This window comes from Nocardioides sp. CPCC 206347 (genome assembly GCF_048654605.1).
Classification (GTDB): Bacteria; Actinomycetota; Actinomycetes; order Propionibacteriales; family Nocardioidaceae; genus Nocardioides.
The window spans coordinates 610357-625715 of record NZ_JBMCYZ010000002.1 but is presented as its reverse complement, the minus strand read 5'-3'; the positions used below and the strand labels follow the sequence as shown (position 1 = coordinate 625715).

The following is a 15359-nucleotide window of genomic DNA, read 5'->3' as shown; positions in this document are numbered from 1 at the left end:
TGACGGGCCTACCCGCCGGGTTCTACTTGCCTTGCGGCTTTCTTCCCGGAGCTCGCCGCTGATGACGGCTCAAACGCTGGTGCCCCCAGCGTACGGCGGCCGGGGGTCCTTGGGAAAATGGGATTGCGCGGACCTCCTACGGTGGGCGCATGTCTGATGCTGCCGCCGGCGAACTGGCCAACTACCGCGACTACCTCGGCGAGTACCGCAAGATGTTCAGCCGAAAGCTCGAGGACCTCGCCCCCGGTGAGCTCGCTCGCCGCTCCGTGCCCCCGAGCAACCTCAGCCTGCTCGGCCTGCTCCGCCACCTGGCGCGGGTGGAGCACTTCTGGTTCCAGATGGCGTTGCAGGGTGCACCCGGCCCCCGCCTGCACGACGACGACGGTGACGCCGGCTTCGCTGCCATCACCGAGCGGGACGCCACCCAGGCCGACGTCGACGAGGCGTTCGTTGCCTGGCGCGAGCAGGTCGCGCTCGCCGACGAATGGGCGGACCGGCAGACCGACGCCGATCTCGCCACGGTCGTGACGTTCCGCGACGGGACCGAGACGGCGAGTGCGCGCGACATCCTCGTGCACATGATCGAGGAGTACGCCCGCCACACCGGCCATGCCGACCTCCTCCGCGAGTGCATCGACGGCCGCACGGGAGAATGACCGGGTGAGTCATCTCCTCGACGACGCGGTCGCGTCCGAGCGCACTGCCGACGGCGTCCACCGGGTCCAGCTGACGGCGGACTGGAACACGGCCAACCAGACGCCCAACGGCGGCTACATCCTCGCGCTGCTGCTCCACGCCGCGCTGCAGGAATCGGCCCACCCCGACGCACTCAGCATCGCCATCACCTTCTTCCGCCCGGGGCTCCCGGGCCCCGGTGACATCACGGTTCGCGAGGTGCGCGCCGGACGTCGCGTCTCCACGTACGACGCCGTGCTGGTCCAGGCCGGCAAGGAGATCGCGCACGCGGTGGTGAGCACCCATGACTGGGACGCCGCCGGCACGTTCGACCACGCACCGCACCAGGCACCCGTCGTACCGCGGCCGGAGGACTGCCAGGACGTCAGCGCGCTGATGTCACCGGGCATGGTGCCGATCCTCGACCGCTACACCTACCGCGCGCCAGTGATCCCCGGGTGGCTCACCGGCAAGCCCTCGGGCACCACGGAGTCGCTCTGCTGGATCCGCGCCACCGACGAACGTCCGGTCGACGCCCTGCTCGCGGGCGCGATGACCGACGCGTTCCCGCCCGTCACCGCCGAGATCGGCCACCTCGCCTCGGCCACCATCCAGCTCACCGTGCACTTCCGCCGCCGCCCCGAGACCGTCTGGGCCCTGGGCCACGTCGTCACCCGCCACGTCCTCGCCGGCTACCACGACGAGGACGTCGAGCTCTGGGACGACCAGGGGCGGTTGATCGCGCAGTCGCGGCAATTGGCGATCCTCAGCAACGGATGATTCAGCTGACCTCAGCAACGGTCACCGTCGTACCCGCGTCGGTGGTCGGCGTACTGAACTCGACCTGATCGGCGCGGTCGAGGCTGAACTCGTCGGTGGTGTCGTTGAGGTTGATCCCGCCGCCGTCTCCCCGTGGCGCCATCTTCCTGCTGGTCTCCAGGCGGATCTTGTCGTCGTCGATCTTGACGACGGTGATCAGCAGTTCCTCGCCGGCAACAGGCACCGAGAAGGATTCGAACTCGCCGAGGATGACCGACGACGTGCTCGGTGCGGGTTGTTCACGCTGCGCGCCGGTCCAGGCCTGGACGGTGAACTCGAGTTCGACCGGCGCGGCTGGTTCGTCGTCGCCGCACGCGGTGAGCAACGGGATCAGGAGGAACGGCAGGAGCGTCATGCTGGCTTTCACGCCGAGAGTCATGCCCGCTGCGACGGTGCCGACACGTCGTCGGTTCCGCCACCCCATAGAATCTCCTCACGTGACTGCCGCATGGGGCTTCGGCCTGACGACGTACGCCGCCGACCAGACCGTTCTCGACGTCTGGTTCCCGAGTCCCGCACTGGGCGAGAAGCCGGCTGACGCCGTGTCGCCGGCCGACCTGGCGGCCCTCGAGGGCTCCGACGAGGCACGCGGGGTGACCCGCAGGGTCGAGCTCGTCGAGATCGCCGACCTGGCGACGGCTCCCGCGAGCACCGCCGACGTGTGGCTGCGGCTGCACCTGCTCTCGCACCGCCTCGTCGCGCCCCACGGGCAGAACCTCGACGGCGTCTTCGGCCTGCTGACCAACGTCGTGTGGACCTCCGCCGGCCCCTGCTCGATCGAGGGCTTCGAGCTCACCCGCGCCCGCCTGCAGGCCGCCGGCAAGCACGTCACCGTCTTCGGCATCGACAAGTTCCCGCGCCTGGTCGACTACGTCATCCCCGGTGGCGTGCGGATCGCCGACGCCGACCGGGTCCGGCTCGGTGCTCACCTGGCCGAGGGCACCACGGTCATGCACGAGGGCTTCGTGAACTTCAACGCCGGCACGCTCGGCACGTCGATGGTCGAGGGCCGGATCTCCGCCGGCGTCGTCGTCGGTGACGGCTCCGACGTGGGCGGCGGCGCCTCGATCATGGGCACCCTGTCGGGCGGCGGCAAGGAAGTCGTCTCGATCGGCCAGCGCTGCCTGCTGGGCGCCAACGCCGGCATCGGCATCTCGCTCGGCGACGACTGTGTCGTCGAGGCGGGCTGCTACGTCACCGCCGGCACCAAGGTCACCGTGCTCGAGCCCGGCAAGGAGGCGCGGGTCATCAAGGCACGGGAGCTCTCCGGCGCCAGCAACGTGCTGTTCCGCCGCAACTCGGTCACAGGAGCCATCGAAGCCGTGCCGTGGCAGGGCGAGGGCATCGCCCTCAACGCCGCCCTGCACGCCAACTGACAACGCCTGTCCGTCACCAGCACTCACGCAGACTGGGAGCCGTGAAGCGCAGAGCAACGTCGGTCGTGGTCGGCATCGCCGTGCTGGCGAGCGTCGCCGGCGTGAGCATTGCCATCCTCAAGGTGACCGACGACCTGGTCGGCGGACCGGACGGTGACTGCAAGGTCACGGTCGACCAGCACAGCGTCAAGATCGACGCCGAGCAGGCCGAGTACGCGTCCCTGATCGCCTCGATCGCCGTACGACGGGGCCTGCCTGCGCGAGCAGCGTCCATCGCGCTGGCCACCGCCTACCAGGAGTCGAAGCTCGACAACATCGACTACGGCGACCGCGACTCGATCGGCCTGTTCCAGCAGCGCCCGTCGCAGGGCTGGGGCACCCGCGAACAGATCCTCGACCCGATCTACTCCACCAACGCGTTCTACGACGCACTGGTCAAGATCGACGGCTACGAGGACATGGAGATCACGGTCGCCGCGCAGAAGGTCCAACGGTCCGCCTTCCCCGACGCGTACGCCGACCACGAGGCCGACGGCCGGGCCCTGGCCTCCGCCCTCGCCGGCTACTCCCCCGCCACCTTCACCTGCGACCTCGACGGCGGCGCTCCTTCCGTCAGCGACGAGCTGATGCCGAACGGCCTGACCGAGCGTGCCGACACCACCCGCAAGGAACTGCTGAAGCGGTTCGGCAACCTCAAGCTCGGCGGCTACGCGCCCAACGGCGTCGACAGCGGCCACATCGACGGATCCGCGCACTACGAAGGTCGCGCGATCGACGTGTTCGTGCGACCGATCAACAACGCGAACAACATCCGCGGCTGGGCGATGGCCCACTACCTGGTGGCCAACGCCGCACGCCTCGACGTGCGCACGGTCATCTTCGACGACCGGATCTGGACCGCCGGCCGGGACGGCTGGCGCGACTACGATCCGCCCGACTCGCCCGGTGACATCAAGATCCTGGAGCACCGCGACCACGTCCACGTCGACGTCTTCGACTAGTTCGTGACCCGCCAGTCGAGCGGGGTCACCGGGTCGGGGCGGTAGCTGCAGCAGGTGCCGGTGCGCACGGCCGCGTCGAGATGGCCACCCAGGTCGGGCAATTGCTCGCTGATCCGGGCCAGGGCGTACCGCAACGAGCGGGTCACGCTGGTGCGGGCGCGTTCCACGGTGCCCGCCGATCGCCGCGACCGACCGCCGAGCCCGACCGCGCTCGACAGCTCTGCCATCAGGTAGTCGCGGTCGCGCTCCGCCAGGATCCGCCGCGCCTCGTCGTTGTCACGCTCGGCTTCCGCCAGGTCGTCCTCGACGTCGGCGAGCCGACGGCGGTACGCCGCCCGGGCCTCGTCGTCCAGGACCGGCAGGCCCGCTTCGACGATCCCGGCCCCCGCCAGGTCGAGCACGTGGAACTCCCGCCCGGGCTCGGCGACCAGGGTGGCCAGCAGGTGCACGCCCTTGAGGTCGGGCACCCATGCCCGACGATCACGGCACCCGATCTCCCACCGGTCACCGGAACGCACGAGGAACGCCTCGGCTGGGCTGACGGACGGGGCGGCTGCCTGGCTGGCGGACGGGGCGGGTGCCTGTTCGCCCGCCCCGAGCAGCACCTCGACCGCCGCCGCGCGATGCCCGGCCCCGAACTCCCGGAACCCGGCCACCGCCGATCGCCATTCCATCGACGCAAGGTCCTCGGCGCCCGTGCCACGAAGGGCGTGCCCGAGGACGACTCGCGCGGTCGCGACGTCGTACGGCGCCCCGAGGTCGGCCCAGCACGCCACGGCCGTCTGCGCCGGTTCCACCGCAGCATGCGGCGTTCCCGCGACGAGTGCCGCGCGAGCGCGGGCCAGCGCGGCCGTGGCGCGCATCCCCGGGCTCGGGTAACGGGCCTGGATGGCGGTGAGCTCCTCGGCCGCGGCATCGGCTCCGGCCCGGTCGCCACGGACCTCGGCGATCTCGGATCGTGCCGCGAGCAGCGGCGCGAGGCGGAGGTCACCGAACGGCGGGCGTTCCTTCCACGGCACCTCCATCGGGTACTCGATCTCGCCGCGCACCATCTCCTCGGCGACGTCGGCGCGTCCCTGCGCCAGCCGCACCAGGGCGAGCCCCGGCTGCGGTGACCACGCCCGCTCGTGCGCCTCGAGATAGGCCTCCTCGGCGCCGACGAGATCGCCCCGGAGCAGCCGGATGTTGCCCAGCTCGACCAACGGCCACCCGAACTCTCGACGCATCCACGGGCGGAGCTCGACGCAGGCAGCCAGCGCCTCCTCCTCCGCCGCTGCGGCCGGACCCGAGACGCGCAGCAGCTCGGCGCGATGGATCCGGCAGCGGCCGTTCGTCCCCCCGAAGGCCCGGCCCTGGCGCCAACGGTCCATGGTCTCGGTCCACTCCCGCGCGCGGTCGTGACGACCGACCCACTGCGCCGCGCAGATCAGCTCGCAGTAGACGTTGCCCGTGGTCAGCGGATCGAACGCGCCCGCTTCCAGGTCGGCCGCCAGCTCGTCGAGCATCGCGATCCCGCGGTCGACGTCGCCAGCGTGGATCGCCAGCCGGGCCAGTGCCGTCCGGCCCAGGCCCTGCGCCGGAGCGACGCCGAACCGCTGGCCGAGCTCGACCGCCTCCAGCGCGGGCTCCAGCGCCGACTCCGGGTCGCCCGACAGGAAGCGTTCATACGCAGCGACGATCGCCAGCAACGCGTGCACCGGGCCGGCCGGTGCGTCACCGAGCGACCGCTTCGCACGAGCCGTCCAGCCCCGGACCGGCGCCATCAGGCCGGTCTCGCAGAGCAGGTTGATGGCGACCATGGCGGCCGCCCGCGCGGCATCGACCGGTTCGCCGGCGGCTGTCTGGACGTCGTACAAGCGCTCCCAGGCGGAGACCGAGGCCTCGAACTCACCCGCGCCGTACGCCTCGACCGCCCGCGCCTCCAGCGCGGCAGGCGTGTCGGGGGTCGTCACTGTCGCATTGTGACACCGGTTGTCACGCCTCAGGGGTGAATCAGTTCCCCGACCACAGGAGCCCGTCATGCACCTCCCGAAGACCGACCTCCCGATCAAGATGAATGCCCTCGGCGCGACCGCCCGCCACCTCCCCAACTTCGGCATCGGGTCCGGCCCGCTGGCGGTCGAGTACTTCACCCTCGCCGCCGGTGTCGACATCGCACCGCTGCTGCAGGGCCTGCCCGACGACGCCTGCCAGGCCGAGCACTGGGGCTACCTGCTGAACGGCAAGGTCGTGGTGACCTACTCCGACGACTCCCAGGAGTTCTGCAGCGGCGGCGACGTCTTCTACTGGCCCGCGGGCCACTCGGTGCGCGTGGAGGAGGACGCCGACATGGTCCTGTTCAGCGCGCAGGACGAGCACCTGCAGGCGATGAACCACATGCTCGAGAAGCTCGCGACCATCCCCGCCTGAGGAAAAGTCGGCACCGGACTGATGCGCGTCGGCGTCGTTGGTGCCACCATCGGGAATGGATCTCGGGCATCCCGGAAGGACACCACCATGGACACCTCCACGGCCCGAGTCGCCCTTGCTGCGCTGGCCCTCCTGGCACCCGTGCTCGTCGGCTGCGGCGGTGACGACGGCACCGACGGGTCCGGGGGCGGGGGCGGAGGCGGCGGCGGAGTACCCGAGGTCAAGACCGCGGCCCTCGGCACGCCGGTCGACATCGAGTTCCGGGCCTCCGGCGCGGACACCGTGCAGGGCACGGGTACGGTCACCGTCACCGCGGTGCGGGAAGGGGCGATCAAGGACCTGACCGACGCCGGCTTCGAGCTGGATCCCGAGGAGGCGGCGACCACGCCGTTCTACGTCGACGTGACGTTCCAGAACAACGCGGACGTCGAGGTCGACATCCAGGGAATGTCGGGGCGCGACCAGGACAACACCCTGATCCTTCCGCTGATCCTGCTCGATCTCAGCGGTGAGGGCTTCGCCCCCTGCCCGAAGGTGCCCCGGAAGGTGGCGGCCGGACAGTCGGCCACGGGCTGCTCGATCATCCTGGTGCCCGAAGGTGCCACCCTCGAGAAGGTCAGCTACAACGCAGGTGGAGCTGCCGGTTTCCTCTACTGGGAATCCGGGCTCTGAGTCAGGCGGGCCACCGCAGCGTCGATCCGCTCGTCGGTGGCCGTGAGCGCCACCCGCACGTGCTTCGCGCCGGCCGTTCCGTAGAACGCACCCGGCGCGACGAGGATCCCCTGCGCGGCCAGGTCGGCGACCATCGCCCAGCAGTCCGGTCCGTCGGGACCCTTGGTGGTCCAGAGGTACAGCGACGCCTCGGAGTGCTCGATCGTGTAGCCGGCCGACTCCAGCGCTGCGCGCAGCTTCGTACGACGGGCGCGGTAGCGCTCGTGCTGCTCGGCGACATGGGCCTCGTCACCGAGCACGGCGGCCATGGCCCGCTGGGTGGGGCCGGGCATCAGCAGTCCGAGGTTCTTGCGGACGGCGAGCAGCTCGGCGATCACTGCGCGGTCACCGGCGACGAACCCGCAGCGGTAGCCGGCGAGGTTGGACCGCTTCGACAGCGAGTGGACGATCAGGATGCCGTCGGCCGATCCGCCGCAGACGTCGGGGTGCAGGACCGAGGTTGCCTCGCCCTCCCAGACGCAGTCGAGGTAGCACTCGTCGGACACGAGGAGCACGCCCCGCTCGCGGCACCAGTCGACGACCTTCTTCAGGTGCTCCTTCGGGAGCACCCGGCCGGACGGGTTGGACGGCGAGTTGATCCAGAGCAGCTTCGGCGTCTCGGGCCCGAAGCTGGTCAGGGAATCGGTCGCCACCGACGTCGCGCCGACGTACGCCGCACCGACCTCGTAGGTCGGATAGGCCAGTGCCGGGTACCCGATGATGTCGCCCGGGCCCAGGCCCAGGTTGGCCGCCAGGGTGGAGATGAACTCCTTGGACCCGATCAGCGGCAGCACCTGGTCGAGGCCCAGGCCGGTGACACCGTGGGTGCCGGCCAGCCAGTCCACGACCGCCTGGCGGACCTCGGGGATCCCGATGGTGAGCGGGTAGCCGGGAGAGTCCGCGGCAGCCGCCAACGCGGCGCGGGCCACCTCGGGCGTCGGGTCGACCGGCGTACCGATCGACAGGTCGACGATCCCGCCCGTGTGGGCGCGCGCCTGTTCGGCGTACTGCGTCAACTGGTCCCAGGGAAAGTCGGGAAGCCGCCGCGAGACCGGCTCAGCCACTGAGGTGCTCAGTGTTCGTCGTGGATCTGCGGCTCGAGCGCAGCGACGAGCTCGGCGTCCTTGTCGATCTCACCCATCTTGGCGGCACCGCCGGGCGAGCCGAGGTCGTCGAAGAACTTGACGTTGGCGTCGTAGTAGTCCTTCCACTCCTCCGGGACGTCGTCCTCGTAGAAGATGGCTTCCACGGGGCACACGGGCTCACACGCACCACAGTCGACGCACTCGTCGGGGTGGATGTAGAGCATCCGCTTGCCTTCGTAGATGCAGTCGACCGGACATTCATCGACGCACGCACGGTCCTTCAGGTCAACGCACGGCTGCGAGATGATGTAGGTCATCGGTGTTCCTCCTGGACCAGGGCCTTCAACTTCGGAGACTGCGGGGCGACACGAAAGACTTTCGTGTCAGGGGGTCAGCCTAGTATCCCCACCGTGCCTTCCGTGCGCAGACCCTCCTCTTCTGGACAAGATCCGTCCGCAGACCCTCCGACCGGCCACGCCCTCGGGCCGCACGTGGTCGGCCAGCGGGTCGTCGTACGACGGATCGTCCGAGGCGAGACCGGGCCGACCGGGGGTCCCGCCATGACCGATCTCCTGGGCGTCTGCGTCGCCTGGGGCGACGGTGTCTGCGTCGTCCAGCCCGAGACCGGGGGCGCCGTCACCATCACGCTCGCCGACATCGTCTCGGGCAAGCCGGTGCCACCGCGCCCCTCGATCCGGCAACGCGTCAGCGCGCGGGATGCGGAGTCGCACACCGGAGCGCTCTGGCCCGCGGTCGAACGCGTCGCCCTCGGCGGCTGGGAGCTGCGCTTCGACCCCGCCCCCGTCGGCCGCGTCCTCAAGCGCGCCAACTCGTGCCTGGCCATGGGCGACCCCGGCCTCGCTCTCCCGCGGGCCCTGGCCGCGATCGAGGAGTTCTACGCCGAGCGCGGCCGCGACCCGCTGGCCCAGGTCGAGGTCGGGTCACCCGAGGAGGACGCCTTCCGCGACGCCGGATGGCAGCCCCTCGACCACGGGGAGTCGGAGCTCTGGCTCGCCTCCGTCTCCCGTGTACGACGATCGCTGCCGCCGCCCGTCCGCCCGGTGGAGCTCGTGGTCAATGGTCCGCGGGCCGTGGCGAGCGTGGGCTCCGGCTGCGACCCGCTCGCGGAAGGGCACGCAGCGATCGACGGCGACTGGATCGGCCTGCACGGCGTGACCGTCGACCCCACCCACCGCCGCCGGGGCCTGGCCACCGCCGTGGTCTCCGAGCTCCTCGAGTGGGGTGCCGAACAGGGGGCGATGACGGCGTGGCTGCACGTCGAGACCGACAACCCCGGCGCACAGGAACTGTGGGCGGCACTGGGCCTGGCCCCGCACCACGCTTGCCGGTACCTCAGGCCGCCCTCGTCGTCGTAGGCTCACCAGATGGGCATCCCTGGTCGCGACCTCCCCGTGCGCAGGATCCGTTTCGGCTACCCCCAGGGGTCGCTGCGCCAGCACTACGTGGACGACGACCTCGTGATGAGCCACGTCGTCGCGGTGCTCTCCGCGACCTTTCCACCGGGCGAGGACTTCTTCGTCCGATCGGTGCGGCACTACGGCGACGCCATCAGCGACAGCGAGCTGAAGCAGCAGGTGCGCGGATTCATCGGGCAGGAGGTCACGCACGGCCGGGAGCACCGCGAGCTCAACCAGAGGCTCCAGGAGATGGGCTATCCCACCCACCGCGTGTCCCGGTTCGTGAAGGCAGTGCTCGCCGATGCCACCCGGCGTGCTCCGGCCCGGCTCTGCCTCTCGTACACGGCGGCACTGGAGCACTACACGGCGACGCTGGCTGAGTGCCTGCTCACGAAACCCGAGGCCCAGCGGCTGCTGGGCGACACCGAGGTGCGCAACATCCTGCTGTGGCACGCACTGGAGGAGACCGAGCACAAGGCCGTCGCTTTCGACGTCTACCGCGCCACGGGTGGGTCAGAACGAGTGCGCAAGCTCAGCTTCGTGATCCAGACCTTCGGGCTCGGTGGGCTCGTCGTGATCGCCACCGCGCTGTCGATGCTTCGCGACCGCGCGACCTACCACCCGGTCCGGCTCCTCCGCAGCCTGCTCCGGCTGCGGACCTCGCCGTTCCTGGCCGCCGACGTCCGCAGCCAGCTCCGCGACTACCTCCGCACGGGATTCCACCCTGACGACCACGACAACACAGCACTTCTGGAGCGCTGGACGGCCGAGCTGTTCGGACCTGGGGGCACGCTGGTCGACCACCTGCACTGACGCAGCTTGAATCCGCACCGTCTACTGGTCGGCCCTACTGCTCGGCCAGGGCTCCCAGGGCGTCGCCCGTCAGCCGGTAGGTCGTCCACTCCTGCATCGGCCTCGCACCGAGGGCCTCGTAGAACTCGATCGACGGGGTGTTCCAGTCGAGCACGGCCCACTCGACGCGCTGGTAGCCGCGGTCGACAGCGATCCGCGCGAGGGCAGCCAGCAACGCCTTGCCCAGCCCGCCGCCACGCTGCCCGGGCTCGACGTACAGGTCCTCGAGGTAGATGCCCGGGACACCGGTCCACGTCGAGTAGGTGCGGAACCACAGCGCGATCCCGACGACCCGACCGTCCGCCTCGGCCACCAGCACCGACGCCACCGGGTCCGGGCCGAACAGCCAGGTGTGCAGGTACTCCTCGGTCGTCGCGACCGCGTCGGGCTCGCGCTCGTAGGCCGCGAGCTCGCGGATCAGGCGCAGGATGTCGGGGACGTCTGCGGGCCTGGCTTCACGGATGCCGTCGGGGAGGTGCATCCCCACGATCGTACGGTGCGTCATTCCTGTTCGAGACGGCCTTCGACCGCGTCGGCATCCGAGTCCGCTCCCTCGTCGCGAAGCGCGTCGGCCAGCCGGTAGCCGAGCTGGTACCACCGGTTGGAGTCCGGCTCCAGCTGATCCCACAAGCCGCGGAGGTCCTCGGCGGGCACGTCCGCACCGGCGTCGAGGCGCAGCAGCACTGCACCTGCCGCCGCACCCGGTTCGCCCACGGCCAGGAAGCCCGCCTGCGCTTCCGCCGCCAACTGCAGGGCGTCCCCGTGCCGCCCGGCGCCCAAGGCGATCTCGGCTCGCTGGACCGAGATCCCCGCGCGATGGAAGCGCGCTCCGGGGTCCGCCGGGTCCAGGTCGTTGATGCCCGAGGTGGCAGCGTCGAGCAGTGCGGCGGCCCTCTCAGGGTCCTCACCGACGATGGCCGCACCCGCAGCACACCTCCAGAAGCGCACCGCGTCGAGCGGCCACCCGGCATCGCTGGCCAAGCCGGCACCGGCGCTCCAACTGCTCACGGCCTCGGTCCAGCGCTCCAGGTTCTCCAGGAAGTTCGCCTCCTGGTCGAGGAGATGCAGGTGCCATCCCGGTTCTCCGTGGTCGACGGCAAACGGCAACAACAGTCGCACCCTGTCCAGCGCGTTGTCCCAGTCGCCGAGGACTTCGTTCGCGCGCACGAGTACGTCGAGCAAGCGCGCCCGGGGGTGGCTGCGATCGGCGTCATCCAGGACACCGATGGCCTCCTCGGCTGCGTGGGCGGCCGACTCGGCATCACCCACCCGGAGGTACGCCTCCGCCAGGTCTGCCTGGAGACCGGGGTTCATCTGGTCCACCGTCGACAACAGCGCGACGGCCTCGATGAGGTCGTCGACCGCGCTGGCCGCCGCCCCCATCGCCAGATGTGCCCGCCCACGCTGCCACAACGGCATGATCCGCGCCGGGCCGTCGTCGACTGCGTCCACCACGGCTGAGTAACGGTCGACCGCCTCTTCGTACTTCTCGAGCTCGACAGCGATGTCCCCCGAAAGGAACAGGTGCGCGAGCCGGGAATCACCGCTCAGCTCTTCGTCGACCACGCCCCTCAGCACGGCGTCGGCGTCCTCGGCACGATCCGACAGGAGGAACAGGCGCGCGAGTCGCGTCCCCCAGACCGCCCGATGTGCCACGTCGTTCTCGATGAGGTTTCGCAGCGGCGCCTCGCCGGTGATGAGTGCTTCCTCGATCTCGCCCCGTTCCGCCAGGACGCTCGAGATCCGTGCCCGCGTTCGCGCGGAGCGATGATCATCACCCACCTCGTCGTACTGCACGAGGACTGCACGGAACTGCTCGAGGGCGGCGTCGAAGTCGTCCGCCACCCACGACTGCAAGGCACGTCCCTCCGCGAGCCGGGCGCTCTCCACAGGAGTACGGCGCCCCGCCGACACCCCTGCATCCCAGGCGTCCCAGGCCGCGCCGGCCCGCTCGAACGCGCGGTCCCACCACGCCGCATCGGCCGCATCCAGGAGTTCGTCGATCGGCAGTTCCGAGAGATCCACTGGCGCTGGACCGTCAGCGGGCGCCTCGGTACCGCGGGCTTCCTGCTGCTCCCGGATGCGCTCCCGAGCGCTGTGGGCACGGGCGGCGGTCTGGGACAGCGGGAGGTAGTCGATCCACGGCTCGCGTGTCAGCACACGTTGCACGCGGGCGCCTCGACTGGTCGTGCCATTGCGCTCGTCGAAGCGAGCACCCAGTTCTGTGGCAAGGGCAGCCAGCTCGGCTGCCGCATGACCGACGGGAACCCTCCCCTCGCGGGTGCGCACCGTCAGCCCGCTGTCGATCGCTTCGATCCGGGTCAGCGCGTGAGCCGCGGCAGCCGCAAACTCCATCCGGGCATGCGGAGAGTCGGCATCGTCGATCAGCGGCAGGTGCGCATCGACGATCTCCAGGGCCCGGACCTCGTTGCCGGTGCACGCGCAGAACCGCACGTGCTGGGAGATCATCTCGAGCTCGGCAGCACGGCCGCGGTGGCGCCGGTAGCTGGCCCGGTGCGCCTGCGCGGCGTCCTCGAGGAGCCCCTCGGCCACCATCGCCTCGAGCGCGGTGGCCTGCATCTCCTGCGGTTGCTCGGAGCATGTGACCGTGCCGGCGAGTACCGGCCGCGCGAGCGCCACCGCTTCGGCGTACCGACCGCGTTGGGTGAGGTATTCGACCTGATGGCTCGGGCAACAGCCGAGGCAGTCCGACAGGTCGTCTCGCGGCGCAGCCAGCCACAACCGCAACTGCTCGGCAGCTTCCTCCTCGTCCCCCACGTGCCGGGCGACCAGGTGCCGGGACATGTGGACCGCGTGCATGGACTGCCCGGCCTGCCGGTACCGACGCTCCATGTCATCGAGGGTCGAGCGGGCCATCTCCAACGACAGCTCCGGGAAGCGGATCAGGGTCGACGGGACGAACTTGAAGGCCCACAGCAACATCAAGCGGTGGTGTCCGAAACGCGCCGGATCCTTGTCCCACTCGGCGAGGCACCAGGCGAAGGGGATCGGCATCTTCCGCCGCTCGCCACCCATCGTGTAGGCGTGGGCCAACAGGACGCGTGCCTCGAAGGCGACATCGAGGTCCACGCCGTCGGCTCGTTGCGCGACGGCTTCGAGCGCCCGGTTCCGCCCCTTGCCGTAAGGCAGGGTCTCGGCGCGCGCCAACGCGTCCTGGAGGTCCTCGGTCATGAGTCCGTGCCCTTCTCTCGGGGAACTGCCTGCTCCAGCAAGCCAAGGAAGGAGCGGTTCATCAACGCGGAATCGGCCGGCCGGATCGGGTGGTTGCCCTGCATGAGGGCCTGTCCGTACAGCCCCTCGACCGTCAGTCGGGTCACTGTCGGGTCTTCGATCGTCGTGAGCCGACGCACGAGCGGGCTGCGATGGTTCAGGACCAGCTGAGGCAGGGTCTCCTGCTCAGGACCCTCGTCGAGGGCGTCGAGCACTCCGGCCCACAGGCCGTCCGCCTGATCGCGAGTACGGCGCAACTCCGCGCCGAAAGCCGCGTCACTGTCGACGAGGAAGAGTGCAGGAAGGCTGGCCGGCTCGAAGGACCGCACCACCACTTCGCACCCCACCGGCTCCATGGCTTCCTGCGCGAGCACCACGAACTGGCGGATGCCGCGCTCGGTCGCGGGATCGAGCGCCTCGAACCTGGTGGCGAGTTCGGACGGTTCGAACGCGGAGACCTCCGCGTCCTCGATCACCTGCGGCAGTCGCTCCACGATGTCGGTGGCGTAGGTGTAGCCACCGTTCAACACCGTCACGTCCTGCGCCGCAGCCACGGCGGCAAGGGCGCGGAACTCCTCGGTGCTCCGGACGTACCGGATCGCTCCGAATCGCTCTCGTAGGGCGGCGAGGGTCATCCGACCCTGGTTCGTCTCGAACCCGACCCAGCGATCGACCAGCCGCAGCATGTCGTCATCGTGCAGGGCCAGGGCCAGCACACCGAGGTAGTGGATGCCGAGGAAGCGCCGGAGCTTGTCCGGCTGGGTGGTGCTGAGCCGGATCATCCATGCCCGCAACTGTTCGGCGATGGCCTGGCGCGTGTCCTCGAGGAGGCCGTCGTCGAACAGCGCCTCCCGGTTGGCGGTGGGCCGCAGTTGGGTGGTGTTGACGACGCAGCGAACGAAGAACGCCCAGTCGGGCACGAGGCCCTCGGCATGCTCGGCGAGGAGCATCCACTTGAGGTAGACGCGATGCGTACCTCGCTCGGTCGGATTCGCCGCGAACGGGAGTACGACGGCCACCCCCTCCAGACCCGCTGCCGGCACCTGGATGTCGATCACGTCGAAGGGCGTGTAGCCGAGCACGTCCTGCGCGAAGCCGGCGATCGACGCTGCCCGTGCGCCGGCGCCCAGGGAGCGGTCCCAGGGCAGTTGCTTGCCGGCCACGACCTCGCCGTTGACGGTGATCTCGAAGGGCAGCATCGCGCCGAACAGCTCGACGAGGTCGCGCACGGTTGCCGGCGCGAACCAGTGGTCGGCGCCTCGCATCGGGACGAGGGTGACCGAGGTCCCGGTGCCGGCGCGGTCACTCGTGGGCTCTTGCGCGCAGGTGCCGTCAGCCGATCCGATCCAGAGCGTCGCCACCTCGCCCGAGGGCTGGGTCATCACCCGCACCTCGTCGGCAACCATGAAGGCGGACAGCAGGCCGATACCGAACTGTCCGAGGAATCCTTCTCGCTGGAAACCCCATTCGTCCCGCTTCGAACTCCGGCCGATCGTGGCCAGGAACTCGCCGACCTGGTCGAGCGCGAGGCCGATCCCGTTGTCGCTGATGGTCAGCGACGTGCCGTCCGTGTCGATCTCGATCCGGCCGACGACGTCCGGATCGATCGCCTGGCGCGCGCTGATGGCATCGACGGCGTTCTGCAGCAGTTCCCGGATGTACACACGCTCGCTCGTGTACAGGTGGTGGCTCAGCAGGTCGACGATGCCGCGCAGGTCGACCTGGAAGTTCGAACTCTCCCTCACGCGGCGTGACGCTACGTCATTCGTGGTCGAGCGTCTC

15 protein-coding genes are annotated in these 15359 nt (G+C 70.2%); 8 read left to right on the top strand and 7 right to left on the bottom strand.

The genetic code is table 11. From position 1 onward, the window contains the following. Positions 1 to 149: 149 nt before the first annotated feature. Complete coding sequence (locus ACOACQ_RS09405; protein WP_420288127.1) at positions 150 to 656, top strand: DinB family protein; 507 nt, start codon at positions 150 to 152, stop codon at positions 654 to 656. A gap of 4 nt (positions 657 to 660) precedes the next feature. Continuing rightward, the gene (locus ACOACQ_RS09400) at positions 661 to 1455 is read left to right on the top strand and encodes an acyl-CoA thioesterase (protein ID WP_420288126.1); all 795 of its coding nucleotides are present in this window, start codon (positions 661 to 663) and stop codon (positions 1453 to 1455) included. A 1-nt stretch (position 1456) separates the two neighbouring features. Here ACOACQ_RS09400 and ACOACQ_RS09395 read toward each other — a convergent pair whose 3' ends face one another. After that, positions 1457 to 1918, bottom strand: coding sequence for a hypothetical protein (locus ACOACQ_RS09395; RefSeq protein WP_378606477.1), 462 nt, complete (start codon positions 1916 to 1918; stop codon positions 1457 to 1459). A gap of 13 nt (positions 1919 to 1931) precedes the next feature. On the opposite strand from ACOACQ_RS09395, the gene dapD reads away from it, so the two are divergent. Both dapD and ACOACQ_RS09385 read left to right on the top strand, forming a co-directional pair. Continuing rightward, positions 1932 to 2870, top strand: a complete 939-nt coding sequence (dapD, locus tag ACOACQ_RS09390) for a 2,3,4,5-tetrahydropyridine-2,6-dicarboxylate N-succinyltransferase (protein ID WP_378604926.1) — start codon at positions 1932 to 1934, stop codon at positions 2868 to 2870. Positions 2871 to 2911: 41 nt separating this feature from the next. Beyond that, positions 2912 to 3871 (top strand): hypothetical protein, encoded by a 960-nt coding sequence (locus ACOACQ_RS09385; RefSeq protein WP_378604929.1) that lies wholly within the window; start codon positions 2912 to 2914, stop codon positions 3869 to 3871. On the opposite strand, the gene ACOACQ_RS09380 is transcribed toward ACOACQ_RS09385, so the two are convergent. Beyond that, positions 3868 to 5823 (bottom strand): hypothetical protein, encoded by a 1956-nt coding sequence (locus tag ACOACQ_RS09380; RefSeq protein WP_420288125.1) that lies wholly within the window; start codon positions 5821 to 5823, stop codon positions 3868 to 3870. The two genes, ACOACQ_RS09385 and ACOACQ_RS09380, sit on opposite strands and share 4 nt — an antisense overlap. A 67-nt stretch (positions 5824 to 5890) precedes the next feature. Between ACOACQ_RS09380 and ACOACQ_RS09375 the strand changes: the two genes are divergently transcribed. Beyond that, entirely contained in the window at positions 5891 to 6280 is a 390-nt protein-coding gene (locus ACOACQ_RS09375) for a hypothetical protein (RefSeq protein ID WP_378598290.1), read from the top strand. Positions 6281 to 6367: 87 nt separating this feature from the next. Continuing rightward, complete coding sequence (locus tag ACOACQ_RS09370) at positions 6368 to 6952, top strand: hypothetical protein (RefSeq protein ID WP_420288124.1); 585 nt, start codon at positions 6368 to 6370, stop codon at positions 6950 to 6952. On the opposite strand, the gene dapC is transcribed toward ACOACQ_RS09370, so the two are convergent. Both dapC and fdxA read right to left on the bottom strand, forming a co-directional pair. After that, on the bottom strand, positions 6931 to 8055 hold the full coding sequence (gene dapC, locus ACOACQ_RS09365) for a succinyldiaminopimelate transaminase (RefSeq protein ID WP_378598286.1): 1125 nt from the start codon (positions 8053 to 8055) through the stop codon (positions 6931 to 6933). The genes ACOACQ_RS09370 and dapC overlap by 22 nt on opposite strands. 8 nt (positions 8056 to 8063) lie before the next feature. Next, complete coding sequence (gene fdxA, locus ACOACQ_RS09360) at positions 8064 to 8393, bottom strand: ferredoxin (RefSeq protein ID WP_378598284.1); 330 nt, start codon at positions 8391 to 8393, stop codon at positions 8064 to 8066. A 243-nt stretch (positions 8394 to 8636) separates the two neighbouring features. Here fdxA and ACOACQ_RS09355 point away from each other — a divergent pair, with 243 nt between their 5' ends. Further along, positions 8637 to 9452: a GNAT family N-acetyltransferase gene (locus ACOACQ_RS09355; protein WP_420288123.1), complete on the top strand. Its 816-nt coding sequence runs from the start codon at positions 8637 to 8639 to the stop codon at positions 9450 to 9452. 9 nt (positions 9453 to 9461) lie between these two features. Continuing rightward, positions 9462 to 10307 (top strand): metal-dependent hydrolase, encoded by an 846-nt coding sequence (locus ACOACQ_RS09350; RefSeq protein WP_420288122.1) that lies wholly within the window; start codon positions 9462 to 9464, stop codon positions 10305 to 10307. 34 nt (positions 10308 to 10341) lie between these two features. Here ACOACQ_RS09350 and ACOACQ_RS09345 read toward each other — a convergent pair whose 3' ends face one another. The 3 genes from ACOACQ_RS09345 to ACOACQ_RS09335 are packed head-to-tail and all read right to left on the bottom strand — an operon-like array spanning position 10342 to position 15322. Beyond that, positions 10342 to 10827, bottom strand: a complete 486-nt coding sequence (locus ACOACQ_RS09345; RefSeq protein ID WP_420288121.1) for a GNAT family N-acetyltransferase — start codon at positions 10825 to 10827, stop codon at positions 10342 to 10344. Positions 10828 to 10847: 20 nt separating this feature from the next. Next, positions 10848 to 13538 (bottom strand): tetratricopeptide repeat protein, encoded by a 2691-nt coding sequence (locus tag ACOACQ_RS09340; protein WP_378598274.1) that lies wholly within the window; start codon positions 13536 to 13538, stop codon positions 10848 to 10850. Continuing rightward, on the bottom strand, positions 13535 to 15322 hold the full coding sequence (locus ACOACQ_RS09335; RefSeq protein WP_378598272.1) for an HSP90 family protein: 1788 nt from the start codon (positions 15320 to 15322) through the stop codon (positions 13535 to 13537). Before ACOACQ_RS09335 ends, ACOACQ_RS09340 begins: the two co-directional genes overlap by 4 nt. Between the last annotated feature and the right edge of the window lie 37 nt (positions 15323 to 15359).

Bases quoted from the DNA above. Each gene is read 5' to 3' on its own strand.
- ACOACQ_RS09405 (WP_420288127.1), top strand. From the start codon at position 150: ATGTCTGATGCTGCCGCCGGCGAACTGGCCAACTACCGCGACTACCTC.
- ACOACQ_RS09395 (WP_378606477.1), bottom strand. From the start codon at position 1,918: ATGGGGTGGCGGAACCGACGACGTGTCGGCACCGTCGCAGCGGGCATG.
- ACOACQ_RS09375 (WP_378598290.1), top strand. From the start codon at position 5,891: ATGCACCTCCCGAAGACCGACCTCCCGATCAAGATGAATGCCCTCGGC.
- ACOACQ_RS09370 (WP_420288124.1), top strand. From the start codon at position 6,368: ATGGACACCTCCACGGCCCGAGTCGCCCTTGCTGCGCTGGCCCTCCTG.
- fdxA (WP_378598284.1), bottom strand. From the start codon at position 8,393: ATGACCTACATCATCTCGCAGCCGTGCGTTGACCTGAAGGACCGTGCG.
- ACOACQ_RS09355 (WP_420288123.1), top strand. From the start codon at position 8,637: ATGACCGATCTCCTGGGCGTCTGCGTCGCCTGGGGCGACGGTGTCTGC.
- ACOACQ_RS09350 (WP_420288122.1), top strand. From the start codon at position 9,462: ATGGGCATCCCTGGTCGCGACCTCCCCGTGCGCAGGATCCGTTTCGGC.
- ACOACQ_RS09345 (WP_420288121.1), bottom strand. From the start codon at position 10,827: ATGCACCTCCCCGACGGCATCCGTGAAGCCAGGCCCGCAGACGTCCCC.
- ACOACQ_RS09340 (WP_378598274.1), bottom strand. From the start codon at position 13,538: ATGACCGAGGACCTCCAGGACGCGTTGGCGCGCGCCGAGACCCTGCCT.